Annotated in this window: 20 protein-coding genes, 4 tRNA genes and 1 riboswitch; of the genes, 8 read left to right on the forward strand and 16 right to left on the reverse strand. The window is 65.8% G+C overall.

Going from position 1 to position 17,127, the window contains the following annotated elements:
* Positions 1–83: 83 nt before the first annotated feature.
* Positions 84–851, reverse strand: a complete 768-nt coding sequence (locus tag AC5P65_RS17390) for a sulfurtransferase (protein ID WP_019658894.1) — start codon at positions 849–851, stop codon at positions 84–86.
* A 287-nt stretch (positions 852–1,138) separates the two neighbouring features.
* A complete protein-coding gene (locus AC5P65_RS17395) occupies positions 1,139–1,504 on the reverse strand; it encodes a DUF6164 family protein (protein ID WP_021204401.1) in 366 nt (121 codons plus the stop codon).
* A gap of 70 nt (positions 1,505–1,574) precedes the next feature.
* Here AC5P65_RS17395 and AC5P65_RS17400 point away from each other — a divergent pair, with 70 nt between their 5' ends.
* Positions 1,575–2,009, forward strand: coding sequence for an FKBP-type peptidyl-prolyl cis-trans isomerase (locus AC5P65_RS17400; protein WP_021204400.1), 435 nt, complete (start codon positions 1,575–1,577; stop codon positions 2,007–2,009).
* A complete protein-coding gene (locus AC5P65_RS17405; RefSeq protein WP_021204399.1) occupies positions 1,996–3,243 on the forward strand; it encodes a TIGR03862 family flavoprotein in 1,248 nt (415 codons plus the stop codon). The genes AC5P65_RS17400 and AC5P65_RS17405 overlap by 14 nt, the downstream gene beginning before the upstream one ends.
* A 91-nt stretch (positions 3,244–3,334) precedes the next feature.
* Here AC5P65_RS17405 and AC5P65_RS17410 read toward each other — a convergent pair whose 3' ends face one another.
* The 4 genes from AC5P65_RS17410 to AC5P65_RS17425 form a co-directional block, all read right to left on the reverse strand.
* On the reverse strand, positions 3,335–3,796 hold the full coding sequence (locus tag AC5P65_RS17410; RefSeq protein ID WP_019658898.1) for a GNAT family N-acetyltransferase: 462 nt from the start codon (positions 3,794–3,796) through the stop codon (positions 3,335–3,337).
* 105 nt (positions 3,797–3,901) lie between these two features.
* On the reverse strand, positions 3,902–5,524 hold the full coding sequence (locus AC5P65_RS17415; protein WP_021204397.1) for an FMN-binding glutamate synthase family protein: 1,623 nt from the start codon (positions 5,522–5,524) through the stop codon (positions 3,902–3,904).
* A 55-nt stretch (positions 5,525–5,579) separates the two neighbouring features.
* Complete coding sequence (locus AC5P65_RS17420) at positions 5,580–6,866, reverse strand: nucleotide sugar dehydrogenase (RefSeq protein WP_111097917.1); 1,287 nt, start codon at positions 6,864–6,866, stop codon at positions 5,580–5,582.
* Between the two features lie 142 nt (positions 6,867–7,008).
* A complete protein-coding gene (locus tag AC5P65_RS17425; protein ID WP_111097916.1) occupies positions 7,009–7,443 on the reverse strand; it encodes a BLUF domain-containing protein in 435 nt (144 codons plus the stop codon).
* A gap of 133 nt (positions 7,444–7,576) precedes the next feature.
* On the opposite strand from AC5P65_RS17425, the gene AC5P65_RS17430 reads away from it, so the two are divergent.
* Positions 7,577–7,663: transfer RNA gene (locus AC5P65_RS17430), tRNA-Leu, on the forward strand.
* 23 nt (positions 7,664–7,686) lie between these two features.
* On the opposite strand, the gene hemN is transcribed toward AC5P65_RS17430, so the two are convergent.
* Positions 7,687–9,096 carry an oxygen-independent coproporphyrinogen III oxidase gene (gene hemN, locus AC5P65_RS17435; RefSeq protein ID WP_058980175.1) on the reverse strand — a complete coding sequence of 470 codons (1,410 nt, stop codon included), beginning with the start codon at positions 9,094–9,096 and terminating at the stop codon, positions 7,687–7,689.
* Between the two features lie 44 nt (positions 9,097–9,140).
* Complete coding sequence (locus AC5P65_RS17440) at positions 9,141–9,581, reverse strand: group III truncated hemoglobin (RefSeq protein ID WP_021204395.1); 441 nt, start codon at positions 9,579–9,581, stop codon at positions 9,141–9,143.
* Positions 9,582–9,760: 179 nt separating this feature from the next.
* On the opposite strand from AC5P65_RS17440, the gene AC5P65_RS17445 reads away from it, so the two are divergent.
* On the forward strand, positions 9,761–10,048 hold the full coding sequence (locus AC5P65_RS17445) for a hypothetical protein (protein WP_019658969.1): 288 nt from the start codon (positions 9,761–9,763) through the stop codon (positions 10,046–10,048).
* Positions 10,045–11,094 carry a 4Fe-4S dicluster domain-containing protein gene (locus AC5P65_RS17450; RefSeq protein ID WP_021204394.1) on the forward strand — a complete coding sequence of 350 codons (1,050 nt, stop codon included), beginning with the start codon at positions 10,045–10,047 and terminating at the stop codon, positions 11,092–11,094. The genes AC5P65_RS17445 and AC5P65_RS17450 overlap by 4 nt, the downstream gene beginning before the upstream one ends.
* Position 11,095: 1 nt before the next feature.
* Here AC5P65_RS17450 and AC5P65_RS17455 read toward each other — a convergent pair whose 3' ends face one another.
* Both AC5P65_RS17455 and AC5P65_RS17460 read right to left on the reverse strand, forming a co-directional pair.
* Positions 11,096–11,332, reverse strand: coding sequence for a hypothetical protein (locus AC5P65_RS17455; protein WP_019658971.1), 237 nt, complete (start codon positions 11,330–11,332; stop codon positions 11,096–11,098).
* Positions 11,333–11,685: 353 nt separating this feature from the next.
* On the reverse strand, positions 11,686–11,895 hold the full coding sequence (locus tag AC5P65_RS17460) for a helix-turn-helix domain-containing protein (protein ID WP_019658972.1): 210 nt from the start codon (positions 11,893–11,895) through the stop codon (positions 11,686–11,688).
* A gap of 111 nt (positions 11,896–12,006) precedes the next feature.
* On the opposite strand from AC5P65_RS17460, the gene AC5P65_RS17465 reads away from it, so the two are divergent.
* The gene (locus AC5P65_RS17465; protein WP_019658973.1) at positions 12,007–12,408 is read left to right on the forward strand and encodes an XRE family transcriptional regulator; all 402 of its coding nucleotides are present in this window, start codon (positions 12,007–12,009) and stop codon (positions 12,406–12,408) included.
* A gap of 22 nt (positions 12,409–12,430) precedes the next feature.
* Positions 12,431–12,494: riboswitch (Fluoride riboswitch) on the forward strand.
* A gap of 82 nt (positions 12,495–12,576) precedes the next feature.
* On the forward strand, positions 12,577–12,969 hold the full coding sequence (gene crcB, locus AC5P65_RS17470; RefSeq protein ID WP_021204393.1) for a fluoride efflux transporter CrcB: 393 nt from the start codon (positions 12,577–12,579) through the stop codon (positions 12,967–12,969).
* Between the two features lie 4 nt (positions 12,970–12,973).
* Here the strand turns inward: crcB and AC5P65_RS17475 are convergent, their stop codons facing one another.
* Positions 12,974–13,807, reverse strand: a complete 834-nt coding sequence (locus tag AC5P65_RS17475; RefSeq protein ID WP_019658975.1) for an AraC family transcriptional regulator — start codon at positions 13,805–13,807, stop codon at positions 12,974–12,976.
* 173 nt (positions 13,808–13,980) lie between these two features.
* Between AC5P65_RS17475 and AC5P65_RS17480 the strand changes: the two genes are divergently transcribed.
* Positions 13,981–15,057 carry an alpha/beta hydrolase family protein gene (locus tag AC5P65_RS17480; RefSeq protein WP_495215777.1) on the forward strand — a complete coding sequence of 359 codons (1,077 nt, stop codon included), beginning with the start codon at positions 13,981–13,983 and terminating at the stop codon, positions 15,055–15,057.
* 22 nt (positions 15,058–15,079) lie between these two features.
* Here the strand turns inward: AC5P65_RS17480 and AC5P65_RS17485 are convergent, their stop codons facing one another.
* The 5 genes from AC5P65_RS17485 to AC5P65_RS17505 form a co-directional block, all read right to left on the reverse strand.
* On the reverse strand, positions 15,080–15,349 hold the full coding sequence (locus tag AC5P65_RS17485; protein ID WP_005415995.1) for a hypothetical protein: 270 nt from the start codon (positions 15,347–15,349) through the stop codon (positions 15,080–15,082).
* Positions 15,350–15,567: 218 nt separating this feature from the next.
* Positions 15,568–16,482 carry an ADP-ribosylglycohydrolase family protein gene (locus AC5P65_RS17490; RefSeq protein WP_111097915.1) on the reverse strand — a complete coding sequence of 305 codons (915 nt, stop codon included), beginning with the start codon at positions 16,480–16,482 and terminating at the stop codon, positions 15,568–15,570.
* A gap of 117 nt (positions 16,483–16,599) precedes the next feature.
* Positions 16,600–16,673: transfer RNA gene (locus AC5P65_RS17495), tRNA-Cys, on the reverse strand.
* A gap of 66 nt (positions 16,674–16,739) precedes the next feature.
* Positions 16,740–16,815, reverse strand: a tRNA-Gly gene (locus AC5P65_RS17500).
* A gap of 142 nt (positions 16,816–16,957) precedes the next feature.
* A tRNA-Gly gene (locus AC5P65_RS17505) sits at positions 16,958–17,033 on the reverse strand.
* Positions 17,034–17,127 lie beyond the last annotated feature (94 nt).

Genomic DNA, 17,127 nt, shown 5'->3' on the forward strand with positions numbered 1-17,127 from the left:
GGTAGAGCCGGCCGCTGGCCGGCAGGCAACGTGCCCTGGCAGCCGGCCAGCGGCCGGCTCTACCGGGGAATCGACATCCCGGCTTAGAACGCGCTGGGGCGCGGATCAGGCAACGGCTGGTCGACCATCGGCTTCAGTTCCGCATCCAGCGCAATGCGCTCATCGAACACGAAGCAGCGGCCTTCGTAGCCTTCGCCGCCCACTTCCTCGAAGTAGCCGAGGATGCCACCGTCCAGCTGCAGCACGTTGTCCATGCCGTCGTTGACCATCCACAGCGCCGCCTTCTCGCAGCGGATGCCGCCGGTGCAGAAACTGACCACGGTGCTGTCCTTCAGTGCTTCGCGGTGCGGCGCCAGCGCCTCCGGCAGGTCGGTGAACTTGTGGATGGGCAACACCAGCGCATCCTTGAAGGTGCCGTACTCCACTTCCTGCAGATTGCGCGTATCGAGCATCACCACCGGCTTGCCGGCATCGTCATGCCCCTGCCGCAGCCAGCGCTGCACGGTGGCCGGATCGACCGCCGGCGCACGCGGATAGTCCAGCGGCTGGCCGTCATCACGGCGGAAGCTGATGATCTCGTCCTTCACCTTGGCCTTCAGCCGGGCGAACGGCTGGTGCTCGCTGAAGCTGGTCTTGACCCGCATATCGGCAAAGCGCGCGTCAGAGCGCAGCGCTGCGTAGAAACCCTCGACCGCCTCTGGCGCACCCGCCAGGAACAGGTTCAGCCCCTCGCCCGCCACCAGGATCGTGCCGCGCAGCTGTGCCGCCTCGGCACGCGCCAGCAGCTGGTCACACAGGGCCTGAGGGGCGTCGATGACGGCGAAATGGTAGGCAGCGGTATTGGCGATCATCCCGCCATTTTAGCGCCTCCCGCCCGCACAGACAGATTCAGGGGTCAGTGCCCTCTGCACAGCAGAGGGATCCGACCCCAAGCCCGGCAGACACCCGGAATCTGTCAGGGGTGGGGCGGTGTGGGCAGGCGGGGGCGCAGAGCGCCATGGATGGCGCTCTACGAGGCACGCAGGAGCAGCGTTTGCCGTCCCCCGCCTCCCCACACCGCCCCACCCTCCCACTGAAGCCCGGCTTTTGACGTCGACGTTGCGTCTGCGGGTGCCGGGTGCAACCCGGCCGAAACCCCTTACCCCCGCAACAGTACGAACGGCAGCAGCACCAGCGCAGCGGCAGCGGCCATCCCCAGCAGCACCAGCATTACGAACAGCGGCCGCCGCCGGAACAGGCTGCCGAAGGTCTCCGCCGTGCCATCACGCAATGCCTGCTCACGCTCGGCACGGATGCGCGGCCCGCGTTCGGCCTGGTACTCCGCCATCAGCGCCTTCGCACGTGGATGATCGGCGTCCTCGCGCAGCCACAGGCCTCCGTTGGAAATGCCCCAGGGGCTGGGTTCGGTGCGGTACCAGGCGATGCCGTGCTGGTCGAGCAGCGTGCAGACATCGGCGTATTCGTCGTCACCGACATTGCGCAGATTGAGCAGGAGTTTTGCCATGTCCCCATGATACCCGGCGCCGATGCGCTACCCTTGCCGCCCTCGACCTGCGCCCTACCGGAGACGCCCGATGCGCCGCCTGCTGCTTCCCCTGCTGCTGTCCCTCGCCGCCGCTGGCTGCTCGACCGAACCGTCCGGCCCGCCGCCCGGCGGCACCCTGACCGCCTTCGAGCGGATCGATACCGTGCCAGGTACCGGTGCTGAAGCCGTTCCCGGCAGCAAGGTCACCGTGCACTACACCGGTTGGATCTACGACAACCGTACCGAGACCAAGCACGGCAGGACCTTCGACAGCTCCTTCAAGCACGGCCAACCGTTCACCTTCGCGCTTGGCGCCGGCCAGGTCATCCGCGGCTGGGATGAGGGCGTGGCCGGCATGAAAGTTGGCGGCAAGCGCACGCTGATGATCCCGCCGGACTACGGTTACGGTGACCGCAAGGTCGGCCCGATTCCGGCCGGATCGTCGCTGGTGTTCGACGTAGAGCTGCTCGATGTCAAACCGTGATGCCGCCATGCCCCACCGCGTCGCCGTCATCGGCGGTGGCCCGGCCGGCCTGTTCGCCGCCGAGCGCCTGCGCGCCGCCGGGCTGGACGTCGACCTGTACGAGGCCAAGGGGTCGCCCGGCCGCAAATTCCTGATCGCCGGCAAGGGCGGGCTCAACCTCACCCATTCCGATCCGCGTCCGCTGTTCGACAGCCGCTACCGCGAGCAGTCCACGGCCGTGGGCCGCTGGCTGGACGACTTCGATGCGCAGGCGCTGCGCGACTGGGCCGCCGGCCTGGGCGTGGAGACCTATGTGGGCAGCTCCGGCCGCGTGTTCCCGGTCGACCGGAAGGCTGCGCCGCTGCTGCGTGGCTGGGTGCGCCGGCTGAAGGAACAGGGTGTGCGCCTGCATGCCAACCACCGCTGGATCGGCTGGGGTGAGGATGGCGCGCTGCGATTTGAAACCGAAGATGGCGCCGTTGAAGTACATGCCGATGCCACCCTGCTGGCCATGGGCGGCGGCAGCTGGCCGCAGCTGGGCAGTGACGGCGCCTGGGTCGCGCCACTGCAGGCCCGTGGCGTGGACATCGCACCACTGCAGTCGGCCAACTGCGGTTTCGACGTGGGTTGGACCCCATTCTTCGCCCAACGCAATGCCGGCGCGCCGTTGAAGCCGGTGGTCGCGCACTGGATCGACCTGGCCGGACAGCCACGGTCGCTGCAGGGCGAATGCGTGGCCAGCGAGTACGGCATCGAAGGCAGCCTGATCTATGCGATGGCGGCGGACCTGCGCGAGACCATCAACCGCGAGGGCCACGCGATGCTGTGGCTGGATCTGGTACCGGGCCGCGACGAGGCGCGCCTGCTTGCCGATCTGTCACGCCCACGCAAGGGCCGCAGCTTCGGCGAGCACCTGCGCCGCCAAGCCGGACTGGATGCAGTGAAAGCCGCACTGGTGTTCGAGATTCTGGGTAAAGAAGCGGGCAGCGACCTGCCTGCCGTGGCGGCTACGCTCAAGCGCCTGCCGCTGCGCCTGCTGCGTCCCCGGCCGATGGCCGAGGTGATCAGCACCGCCGGCGGCGTGCGCCTGGATGCGCTGGATGATGGCCTGATGCTGCGGGCAGTGCCCGGCGTGTTCTGCGCCGGCGAGATGCTGGACTGGGAAGCGCCGACAGGTGGCTACCTGTTGACCGCGTGCTACGCCAGTGGCCTGCGTGCTGCGGAAGGCGTAATCAGGTGCCTGGCCGGGCGGTGACGCCTGCCTTGTAGCGTCAAGCCATGCTCGACGGCGTTACCTGTAGAGCCGAGCCCATGCTCGGCTTGAATCTGACGCCGGGAAAGGTCACTCACCACGGCCGGCGCATGCTCACTGAAGCCAGCGCCACGCCGCTGGGATGCGGGTAGGCCTCTTCGCGCACGCTGACGAACCCCTGGCGTTGATAGAACGGCACGGCGTTGAGCGAGGCCGACAGCACCACCTCACGTTCACGATCGGCCATCGCCAGCAGGCGCTGCATCAACGCCTGGCCAATGCCCTGGCCGCCATGATCTGGATTGACGAACAACGCATCGACTTCATTGGCATCGGCATCAAAGACGCCGAAGCCGAGCAGGCCTCCCTGCCCGTCCTCGGCCACTACGCAGCCTCCCTGCCCCAGCAACCGTGCGTACTGCGACGGCGGCGGCGAAGCAGACCACGGATCGATCACCTCCGCCGGGTAGTGGCTGCTGCACGTCTCGCGAACGCAACGCGTGCGCAGTGCCCACAGCATGGCGACATCGTCGATGGTGCCGGTCCTGAACCGCATGACATCTCCCTGTAGAGCCGAGCCCATGCTCGGCTCGGCTGTTCTTCGTTCCAACATCGCGATGAGAGAAGCAGCCGAGCATGGGCTCGGCTCTACAGCAACACGTTATCGCGACTTGCTGGCGCGCAGTGCCTGGATCTTCGGCGGCGGCTGGAAGGAATCGCTGCGTGCATCGGCCCAGAACGCATGGAACACCGCATGGTCGGGCACCTTGTGCAACAGCTCGCCCGGTTCCAGGTAACGGTACAGCGAGGCCAGCGAACGGATCTCCACCGGCGAAACACGACGCAGGATGTGCTCCGGCCCAAGTTCAGCCGGGTCGTTCAGGCCAGCGGCACACAGCAGTTCCTTCAAGGCATGCAGCGTGTGCTCGTGGTAGCTGTAGACACGAGCAGCCTTGTCCGGTGCATCCAGATGCTTCCAGCGCGCGGGATCCTGGGTAGCGATCCCGGTCGGACACTTGTCGGTATGGCAGCTCAGCGACTGGATGCAGCCCAGCGCGAACATGAAGCCTCGGCCGGCATTGCACCAGTCGGCCCCCAACGCGATGGTCCGTGCGATGTCGAACGCACTGGTGATCTTGCCGGCCGCGCCGATGCGGATGCGCTCACGCAGGTCGAGGCCGACCAGGGTGTTGTGCACCAGCAGCAGTGCCTCATGCATCGGCACGCCGACATGATCGACGAACTCGGCCGGTGCCGCGCCGGTGCCGCCTTCGGCACCATCCACCACGATGAAGTCCGGCAACAGGCCGGTTTCCTGCATCGCCTTGGCGATGCCGAACCATTCCCACGGGTGGCCGATGGCCAACTTGAAACCGACCGGCTTGCCACCGGACAGTTCGCGCAGGCGGGCCACGAACTGCAACAGTTCAACCGGCGTGGAGAACGCCGAATGGCGCGACGGCGACACGCAGTCAACGCCCATCGGCACGCCACGGGTCACCGAGATCTCGGCGGTCACTTTTGGTGCCGGCAGCACACCGCCGTGGCCCGGCTTGGCCCCCTGCGACAGCTTGATCTCGATCATCTTGACCTGATCGTGGGTAGCGTTGGCAACGAAGCGCTCCTCGCTGAAACCACCTTTCTCGTCACGGCAACCGAAGTACCCCGAGCCGATCTCCCACACCAGGTCGCCGCCCATTTCGCGGTGGTAGGGCGAAATCGATCCTTCGCCGGTGTCGTGGTAGAAGCCACCGCGGCGCGCGCCTTCGTTCAGTGCGCGGATCGCATTGGCTGACAGCGAGCCAAAGCTCATCGCCGAGATGTTGAACACGCTGGCCGAATAAGGCTTGGCGCAGTTCGGGCCGATCAGGACGCGGAAGTCATGCTTGGCAATCGTCGTCGGTGCCAGCGAATGGTTGATCCACTCGTAGTCCACCGCATAAGTGCTGCGCAGGGTGCCGAACGGCACCGTGTCCATCTCGTTCTTTGCGCGCTGGTAGATCAGCGCGCGCTGCTGGCGCGAGAACGGCACGTCTTCCAGGTCGCTCTGCACGAAGTACTGGCGGATCTCCGGACCGATCGACTCCAGCCCGTAACGGAAGTGCGCCATCACCGGATAATTGCGGCGCAACGTGCTGCGTTTCTGCAGCAGGTCCCAGGTCCCCAGCGCCACCATCGCGGCAGTCAGGCCGACGCCCCAGTACCACGCTGGCCAGATCGTGGCCAGCCACAGGCATATCGGGAACATCAGGATGGCGAGCAGGTAGACGATATACCGGTGCATGGCGTTCCTCGGTTGCAACTGCCCCCGAGTCTACCGCGCCGTTCGCAGCCGGGGCTTACAAACGATCGTCAACCACGTTGCGCGGCCAGGCCGATTTCACGTCGTAGACCAGGCCACCGGGCGCCAGCAGCGCCCGGATTGCGGATTCATCCATCGCCTTGAACCGGGCGTGGGCCACCGCCAGCACCACCGCGTCATAGCGCCCTGCCCCGGGCTCGGCCAGCCAGTCCAGGCCCTCGCCGGTCAATGCCGCCGGGCCGACCCACGGGTCGCTTACCTCGACCCTCGCACCGGCATCGCGCAAGCGCTGTGCCAGTTCCAACGCGCGACTGTTGCGCAGGTCCGGGCAATCCTCCTTGAAGGTCACGCCCAGGACCAGGATGCGTGCATCCGCCGGCGCACGGCCACGCTCGGCCAGCATCGCCAGCACCCGAGCCGCTACGTGCTCGCCGACGCGGTTATTGACCTGTCGCGCGGTGTGGATCAGGTCCGGGTGGTAACCCACGCTCTCGGACTTGTGCAGCAGGTAGTACGGATCGACGCCGATGCAGTGACCACCGACCAGGCCCGGGCGGAACGGCAGGAAGTTCCACTTGCTGCCGGCGGCATCCAGCACGTCCTGGGTGTCGATGCCGAGCCGGTCGAAGATCAGGGCCAGCTCGTTGACCAGCGCGATGTTGACGTCACGCTGGATGTTCTCGACCACCTTGGCCGCTTCAGCCACGCGCATCGAAGGGGCCGGGAACGTACCGGCGGCAATGATGCGCTGGTACAGGCCATCAATCACCGCAGCGACCTCCGGGGTCGATCCGGAGGTGATCTTGCGGATGTCGGCAAGGCGCCGCTGGCGGTCACCGGGGCTGACCCGTTCGGGGCTGTAGCCGCAGTAGAAGTCTTCGTTGAAGCGCAGGCCGGACCCTTGTTCCAGCAGCGGCACGCACACTTCCTCGGTGGTTCCAGGGTAGACCGTGGACTCGTAGATCACCAGATCTCCGGCGCGGAGATGGCTGGCAATCAGGCGCGTGGCCGAACGCAACGGCTCCAGATCGGGCTGTTCGTAGGCATCGATCGGGGTCGGCACGGTGACGATGTAGACATTGCAGGCATCAAGCAGTGCCGGATCGCTGCCGTACTGCAACAGGTGCGCACTGGCCAGCTCGTCGGCTTCCATTTCCAGTGTGTGGTCCTGGCCGCTGCGCAGCTCGGCGATGCGACCGGCGTCAATATCGAAGCCCAACGTCGGCCAGTGCCGGCCAAACGCCACCGCCAACGGCAGGCCGACATAGCCCAGGCCGACCACCGCAAACCGAGGGTCACTGGCCGCCGCAACCGGCACACTCATCGGCACATCCCATGCAATCGATGCAATCGCACATACGCTGCCATGGCTTCGGCCAACACACTCATCTGCTGCACCACTCCGGAAAACCTGCGCCAGAAAGGCTACAGCCTACCGGCCCCGGCGCCCTGCCGCCAAGGCGGGCTCAGGACCCCAACGCCACCGCCGCCGGTTCCAGCTCACCGTCGGCACCGGTCCAGGCCTGCAGCAGGCGTTCAAATCCACCGCTGCCAAGCAGGAAGCCGGGCCAAGCGGCGTCGACGATCTGCGCCAGTGGTTCTGGCTCGATGCGCCGCGTACCCATCGACCAGCGCGGAAATGCCCGCTGCACCACCGGAGCGCGGCACAGTACGTGCAGCTGCCCATGGCTGCGCGCGTTGAGGATGCGCTGGAACACCGAATCGATGCCGTCCTCCGGGCCCTCGAGATACTGCAGGAAGCGTGCTCCATCGAACATCAGGACGCCGGTGACTCCAGCTACACGATTGAATGCCGTGGCATCGGCCAGCAGGCGGTCAAGATCGGTTGTCTGCAGATCGGCGCGGGCCTCGCTGGCATAGGCAATCGCGTGCAGCGACATCAGATGGCTCCCCCCCCCTGGGAACGATGGCAGGGACTATGACATGAATACGATCGGCAGTTAAGCACGCGACCGCCGTGATGCAAACAGGCCGAGGCACCGCAGGTGGGCTACAATCGGCGCCGCGCTGCTGGCCCGGATGGCGAAACTGGTAGACGCATCGGACTTAAAATCCGCCGGGGGCAACCCCATGCCGGTTCGATTCCGGCTCCGGGCACCATACGCACGCCGCGCAACCCACACTCAGATCGCCCGCGAGTAACGCGGTTGCTCGTGAGTGGCACGCAGGTACGGATCGAAGCACATCGCCAGCAACCGCAGCAGCGGTCGCCCCGGTTCGCTGGAACGCACCACACCATCGCGGTATTCGGCCAGGCCGTCTTCCTGCAGCCGCTGTACCGAATGCAGGTCCTCGGCAAAGTACTGTTCGAAATCCACGCCGTGGCGCTGACCCAGCTGCACGCCATCGACCTCGCCCTGGCACATCAACTGCTGGATCAGTTCCGCACGCAGCTGGTCGTCAGCGCTCAGCGCCACGCCGCGCCACACCGGCAGCTGCCCCTGGTCCACGGCATCCTCCCATGACGGCAGGTCGCGCGGATTCTGGCTGTAGGTGGCACCGATGTGGCTGATCGCACTCACGCCCAGGCCGAGCAGATCGGTATCGGCGTGGGTGGTATAGCCCATGAAATTGCGATGCAGCTGCCCGGCGCGTTGTGCGCGCGACAGATCTTCTTCCGGCAATGCGAAGTGATCCATGCCGATGTACTGGTAGCCGGCCGCAGAGAGCGTCTCCACCGCCAGACCCAGCAGCGCCAGTTTGTCCTCCGGCGAAGGCAAGCGGCTTTCGTCGATCTGCTTCTGCGCACGGAACAGATGCGGCAGATGCGCGTATCCGTACACCGCCAGGCGGTCCGGACGCAGCGCCAGCACCCTATCGAGGGTGCGGCCGAACCCCTCCAGGCTCTGCCCCGGCAAGCCGTAGATCAGGTCGACGTTGACCGAACGCATGCCGCTGTCGCGGCAGGCGCTCAGGATGTCCAGTGTCTGCTGCACGCCCTGGATGCGGTTGATCGATTCCTGCACCTGCGGGTCGAAATCCTGCACGCCCAGGCTGGCCCGGTTGAATCCCAGGCGCGCCAGCATGGCGACGTCGCGGGTGTCGATGAAGCGTGGATCGAGTTCGATCGAGAAATCGCGCTGCGGTGAATCGCTGAAATCGAAGCGCCGGCGCAGCCCTTCCACCAGCGTGGTCATCGCCTCGGCCTCGAGGAAATTCGGCGTGCCACCGCCCAGATGCAGCTGGATGACCTCACGGCCGTCCTCGAACTGCGGCGCCAGCAGGTCGGCCTCGGCCAGCACGCGCGACACATAGCTGTGACCACGTCCGCGGTCGCGGGTGATCACCCGGTTGCAGCCACAGTAGAAGCAGGGGCTGGAACAGAACGGCACATGCACGTACAGCGACAGCGCGCGGGCCAGCTGGTTGCTGTCGGCGATCGCTTGGCGCAGCGCCGGCGCGTCGAAGCCATCATGGAAATGCGGCGCGGTCGGATACGAGGTGTAGCGCGGGCCCGGCCGGTCGTGCCGGCGCAGAAGGTCGGGGTCGAAGGTCCAGGCCAGGCCACCGGCGGCGGGAGAGAACGTGTCCATGCCGCCAGCATCGCGCCAGGCGGCCTATGCCGCCTTGACCCAGATCAATGCTTGCCGGCGATCCCCAGTACCGGCAGGCCGACCTGCGGCCAGCGCAGCATCTGGTAGCGCTTCCAGAAGGTGTCACCGATCCGCGCTGCCACGTCGTTGGCCAGTTCCTGCATCGGCGGGTTACCGCACTCGGCAGTGGTGGCCCGGAACAGCACCAGCCAGCGGTCGAACAGGTCCTTGTCCAGCTCGATGGCCATGTGCTTGGACATCGGCGAGCCCTTGAAGCGGCGAGTGCCACGCAGCATCGCCGACCAGAAATCGACCAGCTGCGCCAGGTGCCCGGGCCAGTCGTGCACGTGCGCCTCGAACACCGGTCCCAGCCGCTCTTCCGCTCGCACGCGGGCATAGAAATCGTGGACCAGTCGGGTCACTTCCTGCTCGGTGCACAACCCGGGCGAGGCGACGGGGAGGACAGGCGGCTGTGTTGCGTTCATCGGGGCATCCAAAGCTTGCAGGCAGGCTGCCGCACCCAGGCGGCAGCGCCGTTGATCCAGATCAATGTCGGCGCAATCCGCTGCGCCTAGGCTGGCACGCTTGCAGGAAGCATGCCCTGCGGATACGGCGCCGATCCTGGCGAAGTATACGCGCCGCCCACTTTTCGATCGGGGACAGCATGAACAGACCTTTTCCCAACCGCCGCCAGCGGCTGATCCAGCACTGGGGCGCGATCCTCTGGCCCAGCTTCATCGCCGCCGGCGTTGCCAGCGTGGTGTTCTTCGCCTTCGTCGATCCATTGCGCCTGCAGGCCATCAGTTTCCCGGGCACGGCCATCAGCCGCGAACTGGGCTATACGGCAGGATTCTTCATGTTCTGGTCGGTCACTGCACTGTCCAGCGCGGTCACCTGGTACCTGCAGCGGCCCCTGCCGGGCGATGACGACGAGGAGCTGCCGCTGGGATGAGCACGTCCTGCACCCGGGTACCCCGTCCCTGGCATTGGCGCGGCACGCTCAGCGCTGCCCTGCTGGTGGTGTTCTACGCACTGCCGTGGCTGCGCTGGGAAGGACGCCAGGCGCTGCTGCTGGACATCAGCGCGCGGCGATTCGACCTGTTTGGCTGGACCTTGTGGCCCGGCGACGTCGGCGCGCTGATCGGCCTGCTGGCGGTACTGGTAGTAAGCCTCGCGCTGCTGACCCACCTCGCCGGGCGCATCTGGTGCGGCCACGCCTGCCCGCAGACGCTGTGGCGCCGTGCCTTCGACTGGATCGCCCGCAGCGCGGCGCGGGTACTGCCCGCACCTGCGGCGGGCCCAGCCACCCAGCTGGCCTGGGGCCTGCTGTCAGTGTGGACCGGCATCACCTTCGTCGGCCTGTTCAGCCCGATCAGCGGATTGCTGGCCGCCGCGCCAAACGCTGGCTGGAGCGGCTGGGAAACGTTCTGGGTGCTGTTCTACGCCGCCGCCACCTGGGGAAACGCCGGTTTCCTGCGTGAGCAGGTGTGCCGTTCGCTGTGCCCGTTCGCACGCATGCAGCCGCTGCTGACCGATCCGCATACGCCGCGCATGCTGTACGACGCCCGCCGCGGTGAGCCGCGCGGGCCACGCCCGTCCGGTCTCGGCGGGGTGCTGGGCCGTGGCCGCGGCCTGCTCGACCCGACCACTGCGCAGGACTACGTATTCCGCGCTGCGCATCCGCTGCTGGCAGGACCGATGCCGACCTTCAGCGCCGACCGCCTGGGTGACTGCACCGATTGCGCAGCCTGCGTCCGTGCCTGCCCGATGCAACTGGACATCCGCCAGGGACCGCAGGCCGATTGCCTGGCCTGTGGCGCCTGCCTGGAGGCCTGCGCACAACAACAGCTCCGGGCCGGTTTCGGTCCTGGGCTGGTGCGCTACTGCAGTCCGCAGGCGATGGCCGGACAACCGAAGCGCCTGTGGCGACCCCGGACGTTGGCCCTGCTGTCCTTGTTGCTCGCGCTGCTTGCCTGCGGCGCCTGGCGCCTGCTGTGAATCAACGCGACGCGTTGGCGTGCGGCGGCACAAGCTGGGCGCGCCGGACGATGCCCAACTGTTCGATGATCAGCGCCATCTCGTTGGTGACTTCGGTACGCTCGGTCCCCTGTGGGACCAGGCGATCCAGCACCTGCTGGTAGGTATCCCAGAACGCCGGACCGCATCCGTGTTTGTGATAACTGGCTTCCAGTTCGCGGCGTACCCGTTCAGCCAAGCCATTCATGCCGTATTCCATACGACCTCCGTTGGACTTGTTCTGCATCGTTGACGGTCTACCGACTCACTTGCGTGCTACTGAAAGACTCCCAGGCTTCACGACTGGTTGACTCCAATTAGTCACAGATTTCACGACAGGTCAATTACATGCAGCGACTTTCGTGATTGAAATTATTAATCGTTCACGAAACTACATACGGGGCCCTGGGGGTGCCGGATGGGGCGAAGCCGACAGGCGTCAGGAAGCACAGCACGACGTCCGCAGTAGGCGGCACTGATTATCAGCTTGGGATCGATTGAACTTGCCTATTTTGCTAAGTGTACTTAGCGCATCGGGCTAAGCAGGCTGGATGCGACAAAAGGCGGCGCAAATCAGATGGATTCGTCTGCCCGCGCTTCAGTTGTCGGAAAAAGGTTCGGGTAGCGCTGATGGAGGATGTACTGCCGCAATGGAGGAATGGGAAAGTCCCTCGGCCATTGCGACACTGCGGAACGGCTGATGCCAAAGAAGCGCGCCAGTTCCGCGTCGGTGCGGAATCCCAGCCGGGTTCGTACCTGCCGCTTGCTCCAGAATTCGGTCACGGTCGGTCCTTCTGTTAACCAGACTGATTCTTGCGGCAAGGCTTCTTCGCAATCCACGCGTTAAGCTGGCTTGCATAGATGAATACTCTTGGCCAACGACTCGCGGCAGCCATGAAGAAAGCCGGGCACCCACGCCCGGCCGATCTGGCACGCGCCGCCAAATCAACGACAGCAACCATCAGCAACTGGCTCAACGACCACGTGAGCGCCTCGCACGTAAAGGCCGAACAGCTGTTCCGCATCGCCGATGCGGCCAAGCTGGACGCACGCGAACTGCTGTACGGGGTCAGCGGGCTTGGCGTCGGAGAGCCTGGCAATGCCTACATCCCCAGCCAGGCCCACCTGGATGTCTGGCAGGACGCCTACGAGCTGGTCAGCCATCTGGTGGCCGAGAACGGTCTGGAGATCGACCACCGGCGCCACGCGGCCTTGGATCTGCTCGCGTTTGAACTACTGATGGACGGCTTCAGCCGCAGCAAGGTTGCCCGGGTTCTGACGACCTCGATGACGTAAATGCACCGCCGCTGGTAGCATGGGCCTCGATGGGGATGGGGCTCCCCCGATAACCGCCTGAGAAGGCTGATGGCTCCTGCCATGACGAACCCGGTGTTCGTCGACGGCGGGTCGTGCCTGCCCTCGGCGTTCGCCATTGACCCTGCGAACCCGTATTCGAGGCACCCCATGCACGCACTGAACGGCTATTTCCTGGTCTTCATCGGAGGCGGCATCGGTGCCTGCCTGCGCCACGCCTGCAATCTGCTCGGCGCGCGGGTAGTGGCCGGCAGTCCCTGGCCCTGGTCGACCTTCCTGATCAACATCAGCGGCGCGCTCCTGATGGGCGTCGTGGTCGAGGTCTTCGCGATGCGCAATGGCGCCTCGCCACAGCTGCGATTGTTGCTGGCCACCGGCATCCTCGGCGGCTACACCACGTTTTCCACCTATGCACTGGAGATCGGCCTGCTGCTGCAGCGCGGCCAACATGGGCTGGCGGCCCTGTATGCCGGCGGCTCGGTGGCACTGGGCCTGGCCGGCCTGTTCGGCGGCATGAAGCTGGCCCGGCTGCTGCTGGGCTGAGCGCTCAGGCCGCGCTGGCCCGGGTCTGCCCGCGCCATTCCCGCGGCGACAGCCCGGTATGCGCCTTGAACGCGCGCGACAGCGCGGCTTCGCTGCCATAACCCACGTCGTCGGCAATCCGTTTCAGCGGGCGCCCCTGACGCAGTGCCTGCTGCGCCAGGCCCACCCGCCAACCCTGCAGGTACTGCCCGGGCGTGGTACCCATCGCCTCGCGGAAACTGGCAGCAAACACGCTGCGTGACATGCCGGCAACCTCGGCCAGGTCTTCCAGGGTCCAGGACTGTGCGGGCGCCTCATGCATTGCTACCAGTGCCAGCCGCAGCCGTGGATGACCCAGCCCGGCAAACAGGCCACCACGCATCCCGCCCCCTTCCATCAGTTGGCGCAGCACCTGGATCATCACTACCTCGAACAACCGGTTGACCATCACCGCACGTCCGCAGCGCTGCTCGAAGGCCTCCTCGAACAGCAGTTCCAGCGCTGCGTTGCCGCCATGGAGATCCGCCAGCGGCATGCAGATGAAATCGGGCAACGCGGCGCTGATCGGGTTGAGCCGACCGCCCTCGAAATGCAGGTTGGCGCAGGCCATGTCGGCGCCGTGCTGCGGATCAGTGCTGAAGCGATGCGGCATCGGTCGCGGGTACAGCAGCAGGCTGGGGACCTCGACCTGCACGGTCTGCCGGCCGTGGCTGACCTGCAACGGGCCGCGCCGCACCAGGTGCAGCTGCCCGGCCTCATTCTCCCCCTCCAGCATGTTGATACCGCACAGCGCACCGGCATGGAACACCGAGGCAGTGACCGCAAAGCGTTCAAGCAGAATGGCGAGACGGTCGACCATGACGGGACCCTGGGTAAAGTAGAAAGAGATCAAGGCGACACATCGTATCGGAATCCTCCCGTAGCGGACGTGATCGACTCGGGGAGCGCCCCCCGCCCTTCCTGCGGCAGTGCAGCGCGCGCAGGCTGCTGGCGGGGTCTAAGCTGACGCCATTCCCGGATGGAATGCCCGTGATGTGTCACTTGCTACGATGTGCCCTCACCCTCGCCCTGCTATTCCCCGCGACACAGGTGATGGCCGCACCCGCTGCATCACCGCGCACGTTCAGTGGCCAGTTGCAGAGGGCCCCGTGGCGCCTGGACGTGCCGGCTGACTGGAACGGTGACCTGGTGATGCTGGCGCACGGCTACGAGCCGGTAGGCATGCCACGTGCTACGCCAATGCCTGCCAATGACGGCACCGCGCCACTGCTGGCTGCAGGCTACGCCGTCGCGCAGAGCGCCTATGCCAGCCAGGGCTGGGCGGTGGCCGATGCGATCACCGACATGGAACGCCTGCGCCGGCATGCAGTGGCTGAACTCAAGCATGTGCGCCATATCTGGATGCTGGGATTTTCGATGGGCGGCGCCGTGACCCTCGCCAGCCTCGAGCGGTTCCCGCAACACTACGCCGGTGGTGTGTCGCTATGCGGCGCCAATCTCAGTGGCGAACAGATCACGAGTGATCTGCTGACCACGCTGGTCGCTTTCGATTACTTCTTTGCCAAGGCCGAAGGCCTGCCGGGTGCGGGACTGCTCTCACCCGAAGCGGCTGCGCTGCCACAGGGCGAACTGTACCAAGGCATCTCCAATGCGCTGCAACGCAGCCCCTCGCATGCCGCGTTGCTGGCACAGCGGCTGCAGGTGTCCGCTGATGCACTGGCCGGCACGATCAGCCTGCATGCACTGGTCCTGCACGAACTGGCCACGCGCAGCGGCGGCATGCCGGTGGGCAACAGAGGCGTGGCTTACAGCGGCTTCGGTGACGACATGGCGTTCAATGCCGGCGTGCAACGTGTCGATGCCGTGCCTGCCGCGCAGGCCGCTGTCCGCAGGGAGCTGGCATTGAGCGGTGCGTTGAGGCGACCGCTGGTGATCCAGTTCAACAACAACGACCCGACGATCGTGCCGCGCATGCAGACAGTGTATCCGCAGACGGCCGCACGGGCCGGCGCCCGTCCGCTGCCACAGGTGCTGCCGCCCGTTGGCGAAGGCCATTGTGGCTTCTCCGGAGCGCAGATCATCGAGGCGTTGAAGGCCGCGCAGCGTTGAACAATCGCGGCCCGCGCGCAGCTCAGCCGCCCAGCGTGCCCATCGTGAAGGTGTAGCCCGAGCTCATCAGGAATTCGCGCATGCGCATTTCCGCGCGCCGTGGTGAGGCCAGGTTGGCCGGCGCGTACAGGGCATACACCAGGCCCGACCCTTCAATATGCTCGCGGCGCACCCCGCAGCGGGCGGTTTCCGAGGCGATGACCCATCCGTCCTTCAGCCGATCAGGGCCAATGGATTGCCCGTTCTTCAAGCGGAAGGTCAACCAGCGCACATCTGCCGTGACTTTGCTCATTTCCGTTTCGCTCCGTGGCTGGAACGACGCGTGATGTCTGTGCTCGCCATTGCGGCTCCCTGAGACGTGGAACTCGACCATAGCGCCTTTCCATGTCGTGGCCGGCTGAGACTGGCGATCGGGACGTGGCGGACTGCTGCAGGTGAAGCAGCGCGGCGTCGGAAATGGCGGCAGCAGGGAGCATCCTGCCGGCGCAGTTCACAGGCAGGGAACCCGACTCACGCAGCGCGGTCGCTGCCCTGGTTCAAGGCGTGCAGCGCATCGGCCAGCGCCTGGATTTCGGCACGCAGGGCCAGCCGCTGCAACCACCGCCCGGGGATTCCGCGCGCGCCATGGAATGCGCCCGCCAGCTGCCCGGCGATGGCGGCCGTGGTGTCGGCATCCTCACCAAGGTTGGCCGCCTCGAGTACGACGGCTTCAAAGGTGTCGTGGCGATCAAAGCACCAGAGTGCTGCTTCCAGACTGTCAACAACATAACCATTGCCACGGATCTGCTCACGCGCGGCACCGCGGTAGCCGCCCGCCGCGATCTGCTGCAGCCGCGCGCTCTCGACGGGGACATTGCTGAGATCCAGCACCCCGTCACGGGTGCCACCTGCCAACGCCCGCTCCAGCGCGACCGCCAGCAAGCGGCACGCCTCCAGGCACTCCTGCGCAGCGTGCGTCGTCCGCGAACTCAGCTCGGCCATGGCCTGCAGATCGGGAGTCCCGGCGTAGCGCAATGCTACCGGCGCCAAACGCATGATCGAGCCATTGCCAGCGCTGCGTGGGTCGTTACTCCCCGCCAGCGGATGGCCGTCCTGCAGGAACCGGTCGACCGCAGCTCGCGTTGCCATACCGATATCGAAGCACTCGCCGGTCGCACTCCAGTAACCGTGCCGGTACCAGTTGGCGTAGCGGTTCATCTGATCGCGCGGGTCGAAGGTGTCGCAGCGCGCCAGGCTCTCGGCCAGGCACATCGCCATGGAGGTATCGTCAGTCCATTGCCCCGGCTGCAGGTGGAACGGCCCACCACCCACCATGTCGGTAATCGGGGTGAAGCTGCCACGGGGCTTGAATTCCAGCGTGGTACCGACGGCATCGCCGCACGCGAGGCCGAGCAAAGCCCCGCGGAAGTGATCAATCTGGTTCATCAGACCAGTGTAGCGCCACCGCATCTGACATGACTGACTGCCGGGCGGTGATCGCGCGAGCGGGGAATTGATCGCAGCCAAACAAAAAAGCCCTGACCGGAGTCAGGGCTTTTCAATTGGAGGCCTCAAGCGGAATCGAACCGCTGTAAACGGATTTGCAATCCGGTGCATAGCCACTCTGCCATGAGGCCAACGTACTTCACGCCAGGAACGCAGCCCTGACAAGACAAAACCCCAAGATGGGGCCTGTCGGAACATGGAGCGGGAAACGAGACTCGAACTCGCGACCTCAACCTTGGCAAGGTTGCGCTCTACCAACTGAGCTATTCCCGCGTAAGCCGACATGCTACCGGAAATCCGGAAAACACACCAGCGATTTCACCTTTCTGACTGCGCGTAAAGCCTTGTGGCCCAACGTACCCCGCCTTGCCGTGGCGGGAGAAAAACAAGGCCCCTACCGGGGCCCTGTAGAATCTGGAGCGGGAAACGAGACTCGAACTCGCGACCTCAACCTTGGCAAGGTTGCGCTCTACCAACTGAGCTATTCCCGCAGATTCCGTTCGACCTGCGTCGAAGGAGCGCCATTGTGTCCAAATTCCTTCACGCCGTCAACAGTCTTCACATCATGCGGTCACGGGCGTCCGC

The sequence above is a fragment of the Stenotrophomonas sp. YJH_SMC_48-3 genome (genome assembly GCF_059369375.1).